The sequence below is a fragment of the Micromonospora sp. WMMD1076 genome (genome assembly GCF_029581475.1).
GTDB classification, from domain to species: domain Bacteria; phylum Actinomycetota; class Actinomycetes; order Mycobacteriales; family Micromonosporaceae; genus Micromonospora; species Micromonospora aurantiaca.
This window is the reverse complement of sequence record NZ_CP120862.1, coordinates 1,105,793-1,123,035: the sequence shown is the minus strand read 5'-3', so window position 1 is coordinate 1,123,035 and position 17,243 is coordinate 1,105,793. Positions and strand designations below refer to the sequence as shown.

17 protein-coding genes are annotated in these 17,243 nt (G+C 72.0%); 3 read left to right on the top strand and 14 right to left on the bottom strand.

Annotated features, from left to right (window positions below):
- Positions 1-110: 110 nt before the first annotated feature.
- Complete coding sequence (locus O7622_RS05575) at positions 111-884, top strand: NYN domain-containing protein (protein WP_282312159.1); 774 nt, start codon at positions 111-113, stop codon at positions 882-884.
- 421 nt (positions 885-1,305) lie between these two features.
- On the opposite strand, the gene O7622_RS05570 is transcribed toward O7622_RS05575, so the two are convergent.
- The 6 genes from O7622_RS05570 to O7622_RS05545 all read right to left on the bottom strand — a co-directional run bounded on the left by O7622_RS05570 (position 1,306) and on the right by O7622_RS05545 (position 6,397).
- Positions 1,306-1,863: a hypothetical protein gene (locus O7622_RS05570; RefSeq protein ID WP_282312158.1), complete on the bottom strand. Its 558-nt coding sequence runs from the start codon at positions 1,861-1,863 to the stop codon at positions 1,306-1,308.
- A 184-nt stretch (positions 1,864-2,047) separates the two neighbouring features.
- Positions 2,048-2,854 carry an ABC transporter ATP-binding protein gene (locus tag O7622_RS05565; RefSeq protein ID WP_282312157.1) on the bottom strand — a complete coding sequence of 269 codons (807 nt, stop codon included), beginning with the start codon at positions 2,852-2,854 and terminating at the stop codon, positions 2,048-2,050.
- On the bottom strand, positions 2,851-3,858 hold the full coding sequence (locus tag O7622_RS05560; protein ID WP_282312156.1) for an iron chelate uptake ABC transporter family permease subunit: 1,008 nt from the start codon (positions 3,856-3,858) through the stop codon (positions 2,851-2,853). The genes O7622_RS05565 and O7622_RS05560 overlap by 4 nt, the downstream gene beginning before the upstream one ends.
- Positions 3,859-3,938: 80 nt before the next feature.
- Positions 3,939-4,958: an iron chelate uptake ABC transporter family permease subunit gene (locus O7622_RS05555; protein WP_282312155.1), complete on the bottom strand. Its 1,020-nt coding sequence runs from the start codon at positions 4,956-4,958 to the stop codon at positions 3,939-3,941.
- A gap of 5 nt (positions 4,959-4,963) precedes the next feature.
- Positions 4,964-5,968, bottom strand: a complete 1,005-nt coding sequence (locus O7622_RS05550; RefSeq protein WP_282312154.1) for an iron-siderophore ABC transporter substrate-binding protein — start codon at positions 5,966-5,968, stop codon at positions 4,964-4,966.
- 237 nt (positions 5,969-6,205) lie between these two features.
- Positions 6,206-6,397: a hypothetical protein gene (locus O7622_RS05545; RefSeq protein WP_282312153.1), complete on the bottom strand. Its 192-nt coding sequence runs from the start codon at positions 6,395-6,397 to the stop codon at positions 6,206-6,208.
- A 977-nt stretch (positions 6,398-7,374) separates the two neighbouring features.
- On the opposite strand from O7622_RS05545, the gene O7622_RS05540 reads away from it, so the two are divergent.
- On the top strand, positions 7,375-7,551 hold the full coding sequence (locus tag O7622_RS05540) for a hypothetical protein (protein ID WP_282312152.1): 177 nt from the start codon (positions 7,375-7,377) through the stop codon (positions 7,549-7,551).
- 402 nt (positions 7,552-7,953) lie between these two features.
- Here the strand turns inward: O7622_RS05540 and O7622_RS05535 are convergent, their stop codons facing one another.
- The 8 genes from O7622_RS05535 to O7622_RS05500 all read right to left on the bottom strand — a co-directional run bounded on the left by O7622_RS05535 (position 7,954) and on the right by O7622_RS05500 (position 16,054).
- Entirely contained in the window at positions 7,954-11,118 is a 3,165-nt protein-coding gene (locus O7622_RS05535) for a DUF87 domain-containing protein (protein ID WP_282312151.1), read from the bottom strand.
- On the bottom strand, positions 11,118-11,759 hold the full coding sequence (locus O7622_RS05530) for a hypothetical protein (protein ID WP_282312150.1): 642 nt from the start codon (positions 11,757-11,759) through the stop codon (positions 11,118-11,120). The genes O7622_RS05535 and O7622_RS05530 overlap by 1 nt, the downstream gene beginning before the upstream one ends.
- Entirely contained in the window at positions 11,746-12,738 is a 993-nt protein-coding gene (locus tag O7622_RS05525; protein WP_282312149.1) for a DUF559 domain-containing protein, read from the bottom strand. The genes O7622_RS05530 and O7622_RS05525 overlap by 14 nt, the downstream gene beginning before the upstream one ends.
- Positions 12,739-12,849: 111 nt before the next feature.
- Positions 12,850-13,644: an ABC transporter permease gene (locus tag O7622_RS05520; RefSeq protein ID WP_282312148.1), complete on the bottom strand. Its 795-nt coding sequence runs from the start codon at positions 13,642-13,644 to the stop codon at positions 12,850-12,852.
- A complete protein-coding gene (locus O7622_RS05515; protein ID WP_282312147.1) occupies positions 13,641-14,543 on the bottom strand; it encodes an ATP-binding cassette domain-containing protein in 903 nt (300 codons plus the stop codon). Before O7622_RS05515 ends, O7622_RS05520 begins: the two co-directional genes overlap by 4 nt.
- Positions 14,540-14,911, bottom strand: coding sequence for a hypothetical protein (locus O7622_RS05510; RefSeq protein ID WP_282312146.1), 372 nt, complete (start codon positions 14,909-14,911; stop codon positions 14,540-14,542). The genes O7622_RS05515 and O7622_RS05510 overlap by 4 nt, the downstream gene beginning before the upstream one ends.
- A complete protein-coding gene (locus tag O7622_RS05505) occupies positions 14,911-15,522 on the bottom strand; it encodes a helix-turn-helix domain-containing protein (RefSeq protein WP_282312145.1) in 612 nt (203 codons plus the stop codon). The genes O7622_RS05510 and O7622_RS05505 overlap by 1 nt, the downstream gene beginning before the upstream one ends.
- A gap of 70 nt (positions 15,523-15,592) precedes the next feature.
- A complete protein-coding gene (locus O7622_RS05500) occupies positions 15,593-16,054 on the bottom strand; it encodes a MarR family transcriptional regulator (RefSeq protein ID WP_282312144.1) in 462 nt (153 codons plus the stop codon).
- Between the two features lie 94 nt (positions 16,055-16,148).
- On the opposite strand from O7622_RS05500, the gene O7622_RS05495 reads away from it, so the two are divergent.
- Positions 16,149-17,240 (top strand): epoxide hydrolase family protein, encoded by a 1,092-nt coding sequence (locus O7622_RS05495; protein ID WP_282312143.1) that lies wholly within the window; start codon positions 16,149-16,151, stop codon positions 17,238-17,240.
- The last annotated feature ends 3 nt before the right edge of the window (positions 17,241-17,243 follow it).

Sequence of the window (17,243 nt, the reverse complement as noted above, 5' to 3'; positions counted from 1 at the left end):
CCCGCCGCCGATTTAAGCCTCCGCCACCTCCGAATCCCGCACTACGGATGCTTCGGCTCGAGCCCCCTACGCGATCCCGGCCATCGACGTAGCTGACAGGAGAAGCTTCAATGACTTTCGACCAGCACAGCGTCCGGCTGGCGGTCCTCATCGACGCCGACAACGCACAGCCGGCGCTTATCGCACCACTGCTGGCCGAGGTCGCTAAGTACGGCACCGCGCACGTCAAACGCGCGTACGGCGACTGGACCGGCACCGGTCTCCGCGGCTGGAAGGAACGCCTGCTGTCCCAATCCATTCAGCCCATACAGCAGTTCGCCTACACCAATGGCAAGAATGCTACCGATGCCGCCCTGATCATCGACGCAATGGACCTGCTTTACACGGACCGGTTCGACGGCTTCTGCATCGTCTCCAGTGACAGCGACTTCACCCGCCTCGCGTCGCGCATCCGCGAATCCGGACTCACCGTCTATGGCTTCGGCGAACGCAAGACGCCCCAACCGTTCGTCCACGCCTGCGACAAGTTCATCCACACCGAAAACCTTGCCCGCGAGCATCCCGTCAAACCGACGCAGGGAGTCGCCAGCACGAAGTCCATGGCGCATGCCCCCCTCACTGAACTCGTCCAGGACACCGCGCTCGTGGACCTGCTACAGCGCACTGTCGATGCGGCCTCCGGTGACGACGGCTGGGCCCACCTCGCCACGGTCGGGCACATTTTGACCAAGCAGCGCCCAGACTTCGACTCCCGTACCTACGGATATGCCAAGCTTACCGATCTCGTCACCGCCACCGATCTGTTCGACGTCGACCGCCGCCTCCCCGGCGGTGGCAGGCCCGCTGTCGTCTACGTCCGCGACCGTCGACACCCATCACTCTGAGCCCTCTACATCAACCGCGTGGGTGTTCCGTGGGTGGTCGGATGCCAACGACCGTGGACGGATTCCACACCTAGAGTCTGGATTTCGGTCACAGAGAATTTGCAGCCGGCCGACCACTGCGCGTAAACGCCGCCCTGACCTGCCGATACTGTGCCGTCTTTATCCGGACCAGTGGGCGCGAAGCTGGACGCGGAGCCTTCAGGTTAACTAGCCCAAGGCATTCGGCATGACTGATGATTAAAGTCCTCAGCTCTGCCAATTGAGCTAGCGGCCCGCCGAGCCATCAGGTTACCCGAGCCCGTGTCCGCTCGGCGCACGGCTTTCCCAGTGCGCTTTCGAACGTCAAGCGGTACGGGTCGGGCCGCGCCCGGCCCCGCTGACCCGACCACCCGGCGGCCGGTCGCCGGTCGCCGGCATACCGTCAGCCGGCGTGATCGCCTGAGGGGTCGCGGGGTGGGACGACCGGAGCGGCCGGTCCAGTCGTGGTGCTGACGTCGGGACGGGGCTCGGCGGTCGCTGCGGGCTGGGCGGCCGGGCAGGTTTCGGCTCGGGCGATGTCTCGGCAGGCGGTGGCGATCAGCAGGCCCAAGCCGACGGCGAGGAAGGGCAGGCCGGCGCCGAACGGCATGTCCGTGACCGCGTTCAGGTTGTCACGTGAACCGGCGCTCCCGAAGCTCGCGGCCACCACGGCCAAGCTCATCACCAGCGTGCCGATCGCGGCCGCCAGGGCGATCATCGCCACCTCGGCGGCGTCCCGTGCCCAGAAGCTGGCCCCCACCGCGACCAGGACGAAGGCGAACGTCCAGAGAGTCCAGCCGCCACCGCCACTCAGGGTGGCGAACTCCCAGCCGGAGTACCACCAGTGGTGACCGGGCGACTGCCGGAACCAGGGCAGCAGGTAGCCGGCCAGCGTCAGCAGCGCCGCGAACAGCATCAGGCCGTCCAGGCCGGCGAGCCGCGAGCGTCGATAGTGATCCACCGGCGAATGGTAGCCGCCGATCGAACCCGGACCGCTCAGATCCAGGGCAGGGCGCTGCGGTGCTGCCAGTACCGGTCGGCCGGCTCGGCCAGCGAGCCCAGCAGAGCAGGGTGCTCGGAGGCCGGGCGTTGGACTGTCCCCGATGGTGCCCCGTTCCGGCCGCTCCCCGCGGACCTGCCGGTCATCAGCCGACCCGGTGCCGCCCGATCGGCACGATCAGCGGGGTGTCCGAGACCGGGTCCGGGATGACCCGGCAGCGCAGGTCGAAGACGTCCTCGACGAGCCGCTCGGTGAGCACCTCCCGCGGCGCTCCCGCGGCCACGATCGCGCCCCGCGACATCACCACCAGGTGGTCGGCGTAGCGGGCGGCGAGGTTGAGCTCGTGCAGCACCATGACCACGGTCGCGCCCTCCGCCTCGTTGAGGTCGGTGAGCAGGTCGAGCACCTCCACCTGATGGCTGACGTCCAGATAGGTGGTGGGCTCGTCGAGCAGCAGGATCCCCGTCCGCTGGGCCAGCGCCATGGCGATCCAGACCCGCTGCCGCTGCCCGCCGGAGAGTTCGTCGACCGCGCGGTCGGCCAGTTCCAGCACCCCGGTGGCGGTCAGTGCCGCCGCGACCGCCTCGTCGTCGGCGTCGGTCCAGCGGCGGAAGTACCCCTGGTGCGGGTGTCGCCCCCGGCCCACCAGGTCGGTGACGGTGATGCCGTCGGGCGCGATCGGACCCTGCGGCAGGATGCCCAGCCGCCGTGCCACCTCGCGGCCCGGCAGGCTGTGGATGGAGCGGCCGTCCAGCAGCACCGACCCGGCCGCGGTCGGCAGCAGCCGGGCCAGTCCGCGCAGCAGGGTGGACTTCCCGCAGGCGTTCGGGCCCACGATGACGGTGACCTCGCCCGTTGGCACGTCGAGGTCGAGCGCGTCCACGACGCGGCGGTCGCCGTAGCCCAGGCTCACGCCCTGGGCACTCAGGTCGGACGGTGCGGGCACGGTCATCCTCCTCGGCCGGTTCGGTTCGCCCGGGTGAGCAGCCAGAGCAGGTACGGCGCGCCGATGATCCCGGTGACCACCCCGACCGGGAACTGGTTCTCCCCGATCAGGTGCGCGCCGATGAAGTCCGCGGCAAGCACCAGCACCGCGCCGACGAGCCCCGCCGGCAGCAGCACCGGACGCCCGCCGCCGACCAGCCGGCCGGCGATCGGCCCGGACATGAAGGCGATGTAGGAGATCGGGCCGGCCGCGGCGGTCGCGACGCCGACCAGGCCGACGCCGAGCAACAGCAGCACGAGCCGGCCGCGCTCCACCGGCAGGCCGAGACCGCGCGCCAGGTCGTCGCCGAGTTGCAGGCCGCTCAGCGTACGGCCGAGCAGCAGCGCCGCCGGCACCAGCAGCAGCACGGCGACCGCCAGCGGCGCGACGTTGCCCCAGGTGCGGCCGTTGAGGCTGCCGGCGAGCCAGATCAGCGCCTCCTGGGCGGTTCGCACGTCGGCGCGGGTCAGCAGGAAGGCGGTGAGGCCGGCCGTCGCGGCGCCGATCCCGATACCGACGAGCACGAAGCGGTAGCCGCTGACCCCGGAACGCCAGGCCAGCAGATAGATGAGCAGCGAGGTGCCCAGCGCGCCGGCCAGCGCGACCGCGGGCACCATGTCGCCGGCCGCCGGAAAGAGCACGATCGACAGCACCGCGGCCGCCGACGCGCCGGAGCTGACCCCGATGACGTCGGGGCTGGCCAACGGGTTGCGGACGAGCTGCTGGAAGATCGCGCCGGCCAGCCCGAAGGCCAGCCCCGCCAGCGCCCCGACGAGCGCACGGGGCAGCCGCAGGGTGTGCACGATGTAGTCGACCTGCGGCGGCGTCGGCCGTCCGAGCAGGGCGCGGACGACGTCGGGCAGCGAGATCTGGAACGACCCGTACGACAAGGTCAGCGCGACCAGCGCGAGCACCGCGGCCGCCAGCACGACGGTGACCCGCCGGGCGCGGGCGTCCGTGCGACGCCGCACCCCCGCGACCACCTGCCCGCTCACAGCTCCGCCGCCCGTTCGCGGCTGCGGGGCTCGCGACCCCGGCTCACTCCTCGCGCTCACAGCTCGGCCAGTCGGCGGCGGCGGGCCAGGGCCACGAAGAACGGCGCACCGACGATCGCGGTCACGACGCCGACCTGCACCTCCCCCGGCCGGGCGACGACCCGGCCGAGCACGTCGGCGACGAGCAGCAGCAGCGGTGCCAGCAGCATCGAGTACGGCAGCAGCCAGCGATGGTCGGGTCCGGTGACGAGCCGCGCGATGTGCGGCACGACGAGCCCGACGAAGACCAGCGGCCCGGCCATCGCGGTGGCGGTGCCGCAGAGCACGACGACCGCCGCCGCGGCGACCAGCCGGGCCCGGCCGACGTGCTGTCCCAGCGAGGTCGCCATTTCGTCGCCGAGGGCGAGCGCGTTGAGCGACCGCGTCGCGGCGAGCGCGACCACCACCCCGACCAGCAGGAACGGCAGCCCCTGCGCCGCCACGTCGAGGCCGCGCCCCGACAACGACCCCACCCGCCAGAACCGGAACTGGTCGTACGTCGCGACGTCGACCACCAGCACCGCGGTGGTGAACGACAGCAGCGTGGCGGTCAGCGCGGTGCCGGCGATCGCCAGCTTCACCGGGGTGGCCCCGCCCCGCCCCATCGAGCCGATCGTGTAGACGATCACTGCCGCCGCGGCGGCCCCGGCGAAGCCGAACCAGACGTACCCGGTGAGGCTGGTGACGCCGAAGAGGCTGATCCCGACGACCACGAAGAGCCCGGCGCCGGCGTTGACGCCGAGGATGCCCGGATCGGCGAGCGGGTTGCGGGTCACCGCCTGCACGATGGCTCCGGCCAGGCCGAGCGCCACCCCGGCCAGCAGGCCGATCAGCGTACGCGGGACGCGCACCTCGGTGACGATGAGGCTGTCGCGGGCGGTGTTGTCCGGGTGCACGAGCGCCCGGAGCACCACGTCGAGGGGCACGTGCTGGGCGCCGACGGCGAGGCTGAGCAACGCCGCACCGGCGAGGGCCGCCGCGAGCACCACGAGTCCCGTGGTGAGCGCGGCGGCCCGGCGGGTGCGGGTGTCCGGCATCGAGGTCAGCGCGACAGCGCGGGAGCGAGCAGCGGCGGGACCTTCTCCAGCGCGTACGCCAGGCCGAGCACCGAGTTGCTCGAGAACGCGTCGGCGATCGCCTTGTCGTCCAGGTAGACCGCGCGGCCGGCCTTGACGGAGGGCACGGCCTGCAGCAGCTTGTCCTTCTTCACCTCGTCGGCGGAGATGCCGATGGTGAAGACCGTGGTGAGGTCGGCGTCGAGCATGCTCACCTGCTCCGACGAGATCGGGATGAAGAAGTTGTCCTTCTTGAGCGCCTCGACAGCCGGCGCGCTGGTGAAGCCGAGCTTCTGGAGGAAGTCGACCCGGCCGTCCCCGCTGACGTACGCGCCCCAGCCCTGGCTGGTCTTCACACCGGCGGTGACGGTCTTGCCCTTGAATTGGGGGTTGGCAGCGGCGACGGCGGCGAACCGGCCCTCCAGGTCGGTCTTGAGCCTGGTGGCCTCGGCGTCCTTGCCGAGCGCCTTGCCGATCAGGTCGAGCTGCTGCGCCCAGGTGGTCCGGTAGGCGGTGGCGCCGGCGGGGATGCCGACCACCGGCACGCCCAGCTTGGCGAGCTGGTCGTAGCGGGCCTTGTCGCCGCTGGAGCGGGTGTCGAGGATGAGGTCCGGCTGGAGCGAGGCGACTTTCTCCATGTCCACCTCGAGCGTGCCGACCTTGGTCGGCGCGGTGGTGTACTTCCCCTGGTTCCAGACGCCCTGGCCGTCGCCGCCGAAGGCCAGCCAGTCGGCGTCGCCCACCGGCTGCACGCCGAGGGCGAGCGCCACCTCCGCGTCGCTCCAGCCCAGCGTCACCACCCGCTGCGGGGCCTTGGGCACGGTGATGTCGCCGAAGGCGGTGGCGATGGTGACCGGGAACTGGCCGCCGGCCGAGGCCGACGCCGTCGGCGCCGCGTCGTCGGCGCCGGAGGTCGAGCAGGCGCTCAGCGCGAAGACGGCCGCGGCGGCGGCCAGCAGCGCCCGGCGGCCGCGGGAGGGAAGGGTACGCATGGCGGAACTCCCAGGATGCGACAAAGGTTTGCCTTACCTAATAGCGCCAGCACACCCCGTCGCAAGCCGCAGCGGGATACCTCACAGGAGAGGTCCGGGTCGATCCGGCCGCGTCGCTCGGCACGGCCGCGGCCTCGCCCGGTCCCGTCGGAGGGCGGACGGTCGGCACCGGCGAGCCCACGGCGGCCCGTCCGCTCGGTGACCGGGCGGGCCGTGCCGCCAAAGTGGGAGCGGTAGTCAGCAACCGGTTGTGTTGTTCCACCGGTCCGGCCAGTAGGCGCACCCGCCGTCGGCGCCGGTGGTGAACGTCCAGGACATCGCCCACGGGTCGACCTGCAGGGTCGCCCCGACCAGCGGCGCCCGGACGCCCTGGCAGTTCGTGCCGGTGACGGTGCCGGTCAGCTCGCCCCAGGTGACAGGAGACTGCATGGTCCTCGTCAAGCACACCAGCGCGACCGCACACGGGCGTCCTCCCTGATCACGACCTCGGCCGAGTAGGTGCCTGGGCTGAGTGACGTCCGCGGTAATCCCGACGGTGACGGCACCCCTCTCACCGGGGTAAGGACGTCTCGTCACTCCGTTATCGGTCCATCGTGGATCATGTTCGGGGTGCAGGTGATCTCGGCAGCCCGCCAGGCGTAAATCTTTCCGTTCACCGGGTTGCAGCCCGCTCAATTCCGAGGACCAACGCGGACAGGGTGGAACAGCACCGCTGATGGTCGGACGGGCAACCTAAGGCTGCGACGGCAGAGCGCTTCGTGGGGTTTTGTTATGCCCGGCCACCTTTGGTCCATCGACTCAGGGTTCGAGTCCCTGTCGGCCCGCGACGCCGTGGGTGAAGTCTGCCCGCGGAGAGCGCGGCCGGTCGGCCACGCCATGTTTGGTGCTGGGGACCAGCCCCGGAAATCCCGCGGTGCGGGTAGTTGCGCTGCCCCGGTGGTGGCCTTTGCTTTGCTCGGCAGGGGCGCCGGAGCCGGATCCGATGTCCGCCTCGTTCCTGGGCCTGTCTTCGATCGCGGCACGATCGCAGGCCGTGGTCCCGCCCGCGATGGCGGGCATCGAGTTCAAGTGGCGCACCTGGTTGTGCCATATCGGCTGTGCCGGGACTTTGCCGGCGAGTGTCGGCGACAATCGCTGACAAAGTTCCGACAACCCTAGGGTTCAGCTCCGGTGGCCGAGAAACCAGCAGTTCAACTCGGGGTCGGACGCTAAGTCGGACGCTAAGTCGGACCGAAGGTCGGTATTCCCTGGGGCACAACCAGCTGGCATCTTGCGAGATGAGTTTGGTGGCATCGGTCGCCTCGCCGGGCCGTCGCGACTCTTGATCGAAAGGACCTGACCTCACTGTGCCCAAGAGCTCCGCGGCGACCAGCTCGCCAGCGAACCCCACGAGAGCACCGCGATGGATGTGGATTCTGGTCATCCTTCTTGCGGCAGCATTGGTGTCCAATGTTGCAGGGCTGCTGGTTCATGCCAGCGGAGCCAACGTGCCGTTCGCTGTCCTGGCGGGTGGCGGTGCGTTCGGCACGACTGTTCTGCTCCTTCTCGCGATAGGGAATTTCCTCGAAAAAGGCAGCAGGTAGCTATCCGACAACACGGAGCCTTTTTCAGGCTGGCTCCCGGTCGGCGTCGAAGGCCCCGATCATCATCCCCGTCCCCGCTCCCCCTCGCGCCAGGCCGTCTCACACAATTCAGTCCAGCAGAGCCCGCATCCTGCGTGGACTCGGATCACGATCGGAGAGACACAGCGCGGTCGGCGACCATGTCCTCGCGCTCGCGGCGGACCGGGGTGGCGACCGGCCTGGCGCGGACCGAGGACGAGGACTTCGTGTGCGGGCTCGGCGCCGGCTCCACCACCGCCGCCGACCCGGCTGGGACGCCGTCGCCGCCGCGTGGCGGGAGCAGGCCCCGTGGTGCACGCGGTCCTGCCGCTGGATCGGCGGGGGACGCCCACCGGGCGATGGCCGAGGGCTGGTACGCGGACGTCACGTGCTGCGCCCCTGACCGTCGCGAGCCCGTTCCAGCACCTGCTCGACGGTGAGCGGGCTGCGCGGGTGGTGGGTCAACGACAGCGGAGTCCGGACCTTGCGGGGCGCCGCGCCCTCGGCGGCGAGGTAGAACTCGCCGACGGTCAGGCGGGAGATGTCCGGCACGTCCCCGCCTTTGGCCCGGGCCATCTCGCGGGCCGCCTCGATCTGGATCGGGCTGTTCATCAGGCCGTACAGCTGGGTCGCCGCGTTGCCCGGGATGCGGTTGTGCAGGCCCTTCGGCGCCTGGGTGGCGAAGATCAGCCCGAGTCCGTACTTGCGGGCCTGTGCGGCGAGCGCCAGCGTGCTCTGGGTGCACGCGGTCATCGCGCCGGACGGGGCGAACGTCTGCGCCTCGTCCATGATGAGCAGCCCGAGCAGTGGGCGGTCCCCGGCCGGGTTCTTCTTGATCCAGGCGAACAGCGCCATCTGGAGCTGGTTGACGAAGCTCTGCCGTACGTCGTCGGATGGCAGGCCCACCAGGCTGACGACCGAGACGCGAGCCCGCTTGCCGGGTGCGGGGGTGAGCAGCACGCCCGGGTCCATCGGCGTGCCCTCGCCCCCGAACAGCGGATCGTTCACCATGGCGGCGGTCAGGGTCTGCGCCAGGCTGAGGCCGATCTTGTCGGCGTCGTCCAGGTCGATGATCCCGTCCGGCAGGTCGGCGAGCGTGTCGACGAGGCCCTGCAGGCGGGAGCCGCCGCGCCGGCCGTAGTGTTCGACGGCCTTGCGCAGCACGGCCAGGCCCAGATGGGCCCGGGTGGCCCGGCCGGTGACCATGGCGCGCGGTGCGAGGGAAGCGACGGCCGCCTCGACGGCCTCGCCGAACTCGTCCGGGTCGTCACGCACGTCGGTGAAGTCGGGCAGCGGCTGGAAGCTCAGCGGCCGGCCCGAGTTGCGGCGCGGCGTCCAGACGACGACGTCGGTGTGCGCCAGGTAGTCACGGGCCCGCTCCGCGTCGCCCGGGCGCCACTGCGCGGGCGGCTCGGGCCATCCCTCGCCGAGCCGGGCAAGGTCGTTGTTCGGATCGAGCACGATGGCGGAGACGCCCGCAAGCGCGCACTCCTCGACGATGCGGCGGATGAGGACGGTCTTGCCGGAGCCGGAACCGGCGAAGATCGTGGTGTGCTTGCGCAGCGCCTCCAGCGCCAGCGGCACGGGCTCGCCGTCGTCGTAACCGTGCCCGATGACGAAGGAAGGATCGGCCGGGCCGGTGGCAGCGACGGCGACCGGCGTCGGCTCGGCGGGTTCCGGCGACGGTTCGCCGCCGGTGGTCCAGCGGTCCACGTCGGCCAGCGCGTGCTGGAGGAACTTCAGCTCCCGCGTCGGCCGGCGCTCGGCCAGCCAGCCCTGCAGGTCCATCGTGGCCTCGGCGAGCATGACCCGCAGTGCGGAGAGGACGCGCACGTCCTCGTCGTCGATGCCGAGCGTCTGACCGCCCGCCTCGGTGAACGCGTCGACTGCCTTGCGGGTGGCACCGCTCGTCGACCAGGCGCGGTTGCGCAGCAGGAACAGCTTTCGCCTGCCCGAGCCGGTGCCGAGGGCGGCGGCCACGGACGCCTTGCGGAGCCGGGCCAGCGCGGCGTTGCCGTGGTGGTCGTCGCCGATCGCCCGGAAACACCAGTGGACCTGGTCCTCGGTGCGCTCGTCGAGCGTGAGCCGCAGCCGGGCGTGCAGCGGCGGGTCGGTGCTCGGGGGCGGGTCGACGCTGAACGCCTCGCCCGCGTCGCCCCGCTCCAGGATCCAGGCGGTGAGCCCGGCAGCGAGCAGCGGCGGCATCGCCCGGTCCTCGGTCGCGCGCCGGAGCGGGTCGGTGACGTCGGCGGCCTCCCTCAGCTCGGCGAACCGGGCGTCGTAGCGGTCCATCTCCTCGCCGGTGGCGGTCACCGCGGCGGGCCGGGGCGCGCGGGGTTCCGCGGTGGGCGGCTCGCCCAGGCTCGCCATCTCCCGGACCTCGTCGTCGGCGAGGCACTCGCGGATGTGCCTGTCGATCTCGATGAGTAGTTGACGCGGGGTGAATGCCCCGGCCTCGGCGAAGGCGCGCGGGGACACCGGCCAAGACGGGTACGGCGGGACGAACCCCGCCTCCTGGTAGCGGAGGGTGAACCGCTTCTCGACGATCGCCCTGGCCAGGTCGGCGTCGTCGATGCGGCGCAGCGGCGGCGTCTCGCGGAACCGGTCGGCCACAGTGTCGGCGGCGGTGGACTTGATGATGGTCCACGAGTTCGGGATGCAGGCGAGGACGGTGAGCGTGCGCCGTGTCGCCTGCCGCAACGCCATCAGGCCGTCCGCCATCCGAGCCAGCATCAACGCCTGCTCGGGATTCATCGCGGCGGCGCCGGCCAGGGTGGGATCGCTCTGGATCGCCAGTTGGGCGATGAGCGTGTCGATCTGGTCGATCGCCACCACCGACGGGCCGGTGAGGGCGAGCAGCCAGGACAGGTCCTGCACGATCTGCTGGGCGGGGCGCGGGACGCGGCGCATCCCCCAGGCCGCGCGCTCCCCGGGGATCACCTCCTCGCCGGAGAGGAAGTAGTTCTCCGCGATGTCGCGGTGGGCGATGTCCTCGGAGGCGCTCAGCGCGAGCGCGCGTGCCGTCTCCTGGCAGGTGCGGGCCGCGTGCCTGTCGAAGTCCCCGAGCCCTTTCAGGAAGGCGTCCAGCGCGGCCCGGGTCAGCTCGGTGTCGCCCATGACGGCCCGGCGCGCCGTCCGGGGCGCCCCCACCAGCGCGGACAGACGCCGCAGTAGCAGTTTGAGTTGCGTCTCGCGGCTGCCGGGCACCGGCCGGGACAGGCCGTCGAGCATCGCGGCGAGCACGCCGTCCCAGAAGCCACCGGCGTCGAGCAGTCCGACCAGGAAGAAGTAGCCGTTCCGTTCCTGCACCTGCTGGCGGATCACGCCCAGCAGGTGGGTCTTGCCGGAGCCGCGCTGGCCCTGGACGACCAGGCCGAGCGGGCTGCCGTGCGGGTTCGACGCGGCCTCGCCCAACCCGGCGAGCACGTCCCGGACGACCGGGACGTGCAGACCCTCGACGTGGAAGGGCAGCGGCCGCCACACGTCGTCGGGCACCGGTGCCCAGTCGAACCGCAGGGTGGCCAGCGCGTTCCGTTCCGCCTCGTTCATCACACGCCGATCGCCAGCAGGTGGTTCTCCTGCCCGCCGAGGCGCAACGCGGCCGCGACGTCCGCCTCGGTGAGCGTCTTCTGGTTCGATTCCGGCGCGATGGTGACCCCCTCGGACCGGCTGAGCCGGCGCAGGGCCTCGTCCAGATCGTCGCGCGGCACGTCGGCGAAGAACGGCCGCAGCCGCCGCAGGCTCACCCAGGCACCGGGTTCGTCGGCGAGTGCCCGGTAAGCGGCGACCACACGCGCCTCCAGCGGCCCGGCCGGCTCAGCGGCCGGAGCGCGCACGTCGGTGAGCGCGAACAGTTCGGCGAGCGTCGCGCAGCCACTGCGCGCCAGGACCCGGTCGCGCAGGTGCGCCTGCAACGCGGTGAGCGCGGCACCCAGCGCGCTCGCTCCCCGCAGTGTGAAGTCGAGGTCGCTCTGCATCCGGACCCAGCCCTTGTCGTCCAGTTGCAGGGCGTACGTCGAACCGCTCTTGCGGCTGGCCACGTAGTGCAGGCGGGTGAGCTTGTCCCGCTGCGGTTTGCGTACGTCAAGGCCGTAACGGTCGCGTAGTTCGGTGTTCAGCACCTCCCGCGCCTCGGCCATGAGCACGACGAGGATCGCGCTCTCGGATGCGGTCAGGTCATCGCCGGCCATGATGCCGTCCTTCCGCCAGGTCTCGGCGACGTGCCCGCAGATAGGTGCCGATCTGCTGGACCACGGTGCCGACGTCGTGGATTACTCGGGCGTTCGTGAAGCGCAGGACGGCATAGCCGTCCAGTTGCAGCTGGACGTCGCGTTGCCGGTCGGCCTCGAAGCGGACCGGGCGGCAGTGCTCCGGGCCGTCGATCTCCACCACGCACCGCTCGTCCGGCCACACTAGATCCAGTCGCACCGGCGCGGACAGGCGGTGCGACTGGTAGTTCTGGTTCCATCTCCGTCCGGCCGCCCAGCTCTGGGCCGCGAGCGCCGTCTCCAGCATCTTCTCCGCGTCGCTGCCCGGATGCGGTCTGCCTGCCACCGGCCCGTTACCGGCGGGCACGGCCGGTGGTGCCACGCGGAAGGACGGCAGCCCCTCCAGCCCGGTCGCGCCCGCTCCGGCCAGCCAGACCGCAGGGCCGCCGGACTGCACGAGCCACGCGGACCCGGCCGCGACCACCCCGGCGTCGCCGGAGGCCGGCTCGACGAGCAGCACCACCTTCCGCCTGCCGAACGCGGCGGCGACGAGACGCGCCAGCGCGGCCGCTGCGGCGCGCAGCGGGAGCGCCCTGGTAGCGGGGCGTCGCCCGGTCACCGCGAAGACGGCCAGATCGGTCAGGAAGAAGCCGGGGTAGCGGTCCCGGCGGGCAACCGCGGTGGCCGCGGCCCGCACGGCCGCAAGGCCGGAGGTATCCGGGCGGACGCCGTGCGCAGTCTCGGGGAGCCAGGCCGGCAGCAGCTCGACGGCTACCTGTTCGAGCCGGTCCAGCGCGGCGCGTGCGAAGTCCGCCGGCATGGCGTACGCCGAGGCCGGGCGATGCACGACGGCGGCCAGCTCCGCGTGGTCGCGGGCGATCGCCATGGCCACCGCGCCGGCGTCCGCGCCGGGCAGGGCGAGGACACGGTCGGTCGGAAGATCGGCGAGGACCGGGTCCATGCAGCGTCGGCCCTCCCTCACCGTCGACCCCGGACGTCGGAGGACCAGAGTACGAATCGTCTTCGGTGGACGCCAGCCCTGATACGCCGGACGGCGACCGCGCGACGACGCTCAGGTGATGTCGTGGCGCATCGGGACGACGACGGCGAGCGCGGCGGCGGCGAGGGCGTACCCGGTCAGCAGCAGCGCACCGGCCGCCGGTGGCAGGAGTGCGACGGCGTCGCTGCCGAGCTGCGCGGACATCGCGTCGGCGACGTACGTGAAGTCGGTGAGTGCGGCGGTGGCACCGCCGGGCAGGAGCGGGTAGAGCGCGTTGACGCCGGGGATCATCATCAGTACGGGCTCGGCCAGGTACAGGTAGCCGACCACGACGCACACGGCCGCGACCTGGTTGCGGAGCAGCGCGCCCACGCCGGTGCCGACGAGCAGGTACACCGCCATCGCGACGCCGATGCGGGCGAGCAGCGCCAGCACTGTGGGAGCGGGCAGGCCCAGCGACACGCCACGGGCGGCGGCGACTGTGAACAGGGCCGCCGCAGCGGAGCCGGCCAGGACGATCCCGTAGCCGAGGCCAACGATCGCGTGGGTGGCGAGTTTGGCGGCGAGCACCCGCCCTCGGCGCGGCGCGAACATGAACGTGACGGCGGCGGTGCCGTGCCGGTGCTCGGACGTGGCCGCGAGGGCCCCGGCGGCGGCCGGCACGAAGGCGGTGAAACCGAGGATGCCGAGGATGGATCGCAGGCCCTCCTCGGTGTGCAGGCCGGGCATCGGCGGGTCGAAGTTCTCCGGTCCGACGAGCGCCATGAGCCCGACCAGACCGCCGCCGAGCGCGACGGCGGCGAGCAGCAGCCCGCCCCACATCCGGGTCGCCAGCACCCGGCGTAGTTCGGCTCTGAGCAGGTTCATCGGGCCTCCGCCGGGTCGGTGGTCAGGTCGAGGAAGAGCTGTTCGAGGCTTGTGGTCTCGGTGACCAGCTCGTGGATCCGCAGACGGTGGTCCGCGGCGAGGTCGGCGACGCGCGGCGCGTCCAGTCCACGTACCCGCAGCCGGCCGGGCCCGGCGGCCTCGACGGACCCGGCGGCGGCCAGTGCGGCGGCCAGCGTTGTCGCGTCCGGCGAGGTGACGAGCACAGTCGGCGGGCCGGTGAGCCGGGACCACGGCCCGGCGGCGACGAGTTCGCCGCGCCGGATCACCACCACGTCGTCCACCACCTGCTGGACCTCGTGCAGGACGTGGCTGGAGACCAGCACGGTGCGGCCCTCGTCGGCGAGCCGGCGCAGCAGTCCGCGGAGCCACGACATGCCTTCCGGGTCCAGGCCGTTCGACGGTTCGTCGAGCAGCAGGACGCGGGGGTCGCCGAGCAGCGCGGTGGCGAGGCTGAGCCGTTGGCGCATGCCGGTGGAGAACCCCCGGATACGACGGTCGGCGGCCTGCGCGAGGCCGAGCAGATCCAGTAGTTCCGCGACGCGACTGTCCGGGCAGCCGGCCATCGCGGCGTAGACGCCCAGGTGGTCACGGGCGGTGTGGCCGGGGTGGAACGCGTTGCCGTCGAACACCGCGCCGACGGTCCGCGACGGCTGGGCCAGCCGGCCGTAGGGCTGCCCGCCGATCGTGGCGGCGCCGCTGGTCGGCGTCACCAGTCCGGTCAGCATGCGCATCGTGGTGGTCTTGCCGGCACCGTTCGGGCCGAGAAAGCCGGTGACCGCGCCGGGCCGTACGGTGAAGGTCAGGTCGCGGACGGCGGTGACGTCGCCGTAGCGCTTGGTCAGGCCCGACGCCTCGATCGCCAGTCGGTCGCCGGTCATGGCCGGCTCCCCGTCGCACGCCCGATCGCGTCGGCCAGGCGCGATGCGGCCGGGTCGGAGACGACGACCTCGTCGAACTCCCCGCCGCCCGCCGCGCGGTCCAGCACCAGGTGCAGACCGGGCTGACCGCGCCGGGCCGCCACGAGCTGCCGGGGACCGCCGAAGATGCCCCAGACGCCGACCTTGGCGAAGCCGGACACCGCATAGCCGCGCCGGGCGCCGCGGGCCAGCCGGATCGGCTCGTCTACCGGGGCGGCGTGCCGCACGGCGGCCAGGCGCAGCGCGAACCGCTCCCGGCCGACCCACATTCGTTCCCATCCGGTGAACCGGATGTCGATCACGTCGCCGTCAAACGTTACCGAGGCCATCAGCCGTCGCCCTTCGTCGAGCCGGAGCCGCGAGCCGGATCCGGCGTGTGCTTGTCGTCGTCGGTGGCCGCCGGCTGCTCGGCGGGCATCAGGATGGTCGCCAGCAGTCGCGGTGTCCGCCCGTTGCCGGGTTCCCGGCCCAGCAACGGGCCGACGAGCGCGTTGAGCCCGGCCGCGAACTCGTGCAGCTCGGCGTCGGTCAGGTGCAGTACGAGCTGCTGGTATCCGACCCCGTCGGCGACGAAGTCGATCCGCTCCCGCGCGAGGTAGCGGGAGAACTCGGACAGCAGGCTCGACACGAACGCGGTGAAGTAGCGCGCGTGGTCCTCCGGCGTGGCCGTGGCCAGGGCCGCCGGGTCCAGCGCCGCGCCGTGCGCGGGCAGCGCGTACACCCGCTCGACGGCGCCGCGCACCTTGCGCTCCTGCACCACGTCGAGCATCCCGGTCTTCACGAGCGTCGCCAGGTGCCGGTAGAGCGTGGCGTGCGGGATGTCGGGCAGCAGCTCGGCCAGGTCGTGCGTGGTCACCCGGGTGCCCGCGGCGGCGCGCAGGATGCGGATCCGCACCGGGTGCAGCGCCACCTCCGCCCATCGCTCCATCGACATCGCCATGCCGGAACGGTATCACTATCGAAAGTGATACCGGTAGCGGATGGAGCGACCGGGCGCGAAGGCGGGGCGATCAGACGGGCGGACGGGTGTGGTGAGCCAGCACCCGCGCCAGGAGCCGGGCCAGCTCCGCCCGCTCCTCGGCGGACAGCGGCGCGAGCAGGTCGTCCTGCACCTCGGCGAGTCGCTTCTCCAGCCGCCGCAACTGCCGCCGCCCGGCCGTGGTGATGGTGACGACGTTGCGCCGCCGGTCGGCCGGGTCCGGGCTACGGGTGACGAAGTCCCGCTCGGCGAGTTCGTTGAGTGCGGCCACCACGTCACTGACGTGGATCCCGCTGCGCCGGCCGAGGGCCGCCTGGCTGGCGGGCCCGAACTCGTCGAGCGTGGCGAGCAGCCGGAAGTGGTAGCCCCGGGCGTCGACCTCGGCGAGCCCGTCGCTCACCAGCCGACCGGCGCGTACGGCGGTCCGGGTGATGAGCCAGCTCGGCAGGCCGGCCAGGCGGGTCGGTACGAGGTCCGGCTCGGGGTCGTCCACGAACCCAGCCTAACCGGAGACGTTGGCGTCCCCAACGATCTGCGATATCGTTGGTCACACCAACGTTAGTGTCACCAACGATCGGAGAACGACAGTGATCGAGCCGTTCCGCGTCCACGTCCCCCAGGCCGACCTCGACGACCTGGCCGACCGCCTCGCACGCACCCGCTGGCCCGACGAACTGCCGGACGCCGGGTGGGACTACGGCATCCCGCTGGCCCGGGTACGCGAGCTGGCCGAGCACTGGCGCACCGCGTACGACTGGCGGGAGGCCGAGGCCGAGCTGAACCGGTATCCGCAGTTCACCACCACCATCGACGGGCAGAACATCCACTTCCTGCACGTACGCTCCGCCGACCCGGACGCGCTGCCGCTGATCCTCACGCACGGCTGGCCCGGCTCGGTCGTGGAGTTCCTCGACGTGATCGGCCCGCTGTCCGAACAGTTCCACCTGGTCGTACCGTCGGTCCCCGGGTTCGGTTTCTCCGGCCCGACCCGGGAACGCGGCTGGGACGTCGACCGCGTCGCCCGTGCCTGGGCCGAGCTGATGCGCCGGCTCGGCTACCGGCGGTACGGCGCACAGGGCGGTGACTGGGGTTCGGTCATCTCCACCCGGCTCGGCGGCATCGACCCGGAGCACGTCGTCGGCGTACACCTCAACTACCTGCCCACGCCCCCGCCGCCCGGCTGGACCGGGGAGGCCGGACTGTCCGGCGAGGACCGGGACCGGCTGGCCCGGATCATGCGGCTCAAGACGCAGCGGCACCCGCACCAGGTGCTCTACGCCAGCCGGCCGCAGACCGTGTCGTACGCGCTCAACGACTCACCCGTCGGGCAGCTCGCATGGATCGCGGAGAAGTTCACCGAGTGGACCGACCCGGGATCGGCCGTCAGCGTGGACCGCGTCCTCACCGACGTCTCGGTCTACTGGTTCACCGGCACTGCCGCCTCGTCCGCGCGGCTGGTGCGGGAGAGCGCGTTCGGTGGCCCGCCCGCGCCCTGCCCGCCCCCGCTCGGGGTCGCCGTGTTCGCGCACGACATCACCCGGGCCGTCCGGCCGATCGCCGAGCTGACGTACACGATCCGGCAGTGGAGCGAATTCGACCGGGGTGGTCACTTCGCCGCGCTGGAGGTGCCGGAACTGTTCGCCGACGACGTCCGGTCCTTCTTCCGGAACCTGCCGTGACCG

Coding starts and splice junctions, on each gene's coding strand:
- O7622_RS05520 (WP_282312148.1), bottom strand. CDS start 13,644: ATGAACCTGCTCAGAGCCGAACTACGCCGGGTGCTGGCGACCCGGATG.
- O7622_RS05515 (WP_282312147.1), bottom strand. CDS start 14,543: ATGACCGGCGACCGACTGGCGATCGAGGCGTCGGGCCTGACCAAGCGC.
- O7622_RS05550 (WP_282312154.1), bottom strand. CDS start 5,968: ATGCGTACCCTTCCCTCCCGCGGCCGCCGGGCGCTGCTGGCCGCCGCC.
- O7622_RS05510 (WP_282312146.1), bottom strand. CDS start 14,911: ATGGCCTCGGTAACGTTTGACGGCGACGTGATCGACATCCGGTTCACC.
- O7622_RS05545 (WP_282312153.1), bottom strand. CDS start 6,397: ATGCAGTCTCCTGTCACCTGGGGCGAGCTGACCGGCACCGTCACCGGC.
- O7622_RS05530 (WP_282312150.1), bottom strand. CDS start 11,759: ATGGCCGGCGATGACCTGACCGCATCCGAGAGCGCGATCCTCGTCGTG.
- O7622_RS05555 (WP_282312155.1), bottom strand. CDS start 4,958: ATGCCGGACACCCGCACCCGCCGGGCCGCCGCGCTCACCACGGGACTC.
- O7622_RS05535 (WP_282312151.1), bottom strand. CDS start 11,118: ATGAACGAGGCGGAACGGAACGCGCTGGCCACCCTGCGGTTCGACTGG.
- O7622_RS05525 (WP_282312149.1), bottom strand. CDS start 12,738: ATGGACCCGGTCCTCGCCGATCTTCCGACCGACCGTGTCCTCGCCCTG.
- O7622_RS05505 (WP_282312145.1), bottom strand. CDS start 15,522: ATGGCGATGTCGATGGAGCGATGGGCGGAGGTGGCGCTGCACCCGGTG.
- O7622_RS05540 (WP_282312152.1), top strand. CDS start 7,375: ATGTGGATTCTGGTCATCCTTCTTGCGGCAGCATTGGTGTCCAATGTT.
- O7622_RS05565 (WP_282312157.1), bottom strand. CDS start 2,854: ATGACCGTGCCCGCACCGTCCGACCTGAGTGCCCAGGGCGTGAGCCTG.
- O7622_RS05575 (WP_282312159.1), top strand. CDS start 111: ATGACTTTCGACCAGCACAGCGTCCGGCTGGCGGTCCTCATCGACGCC.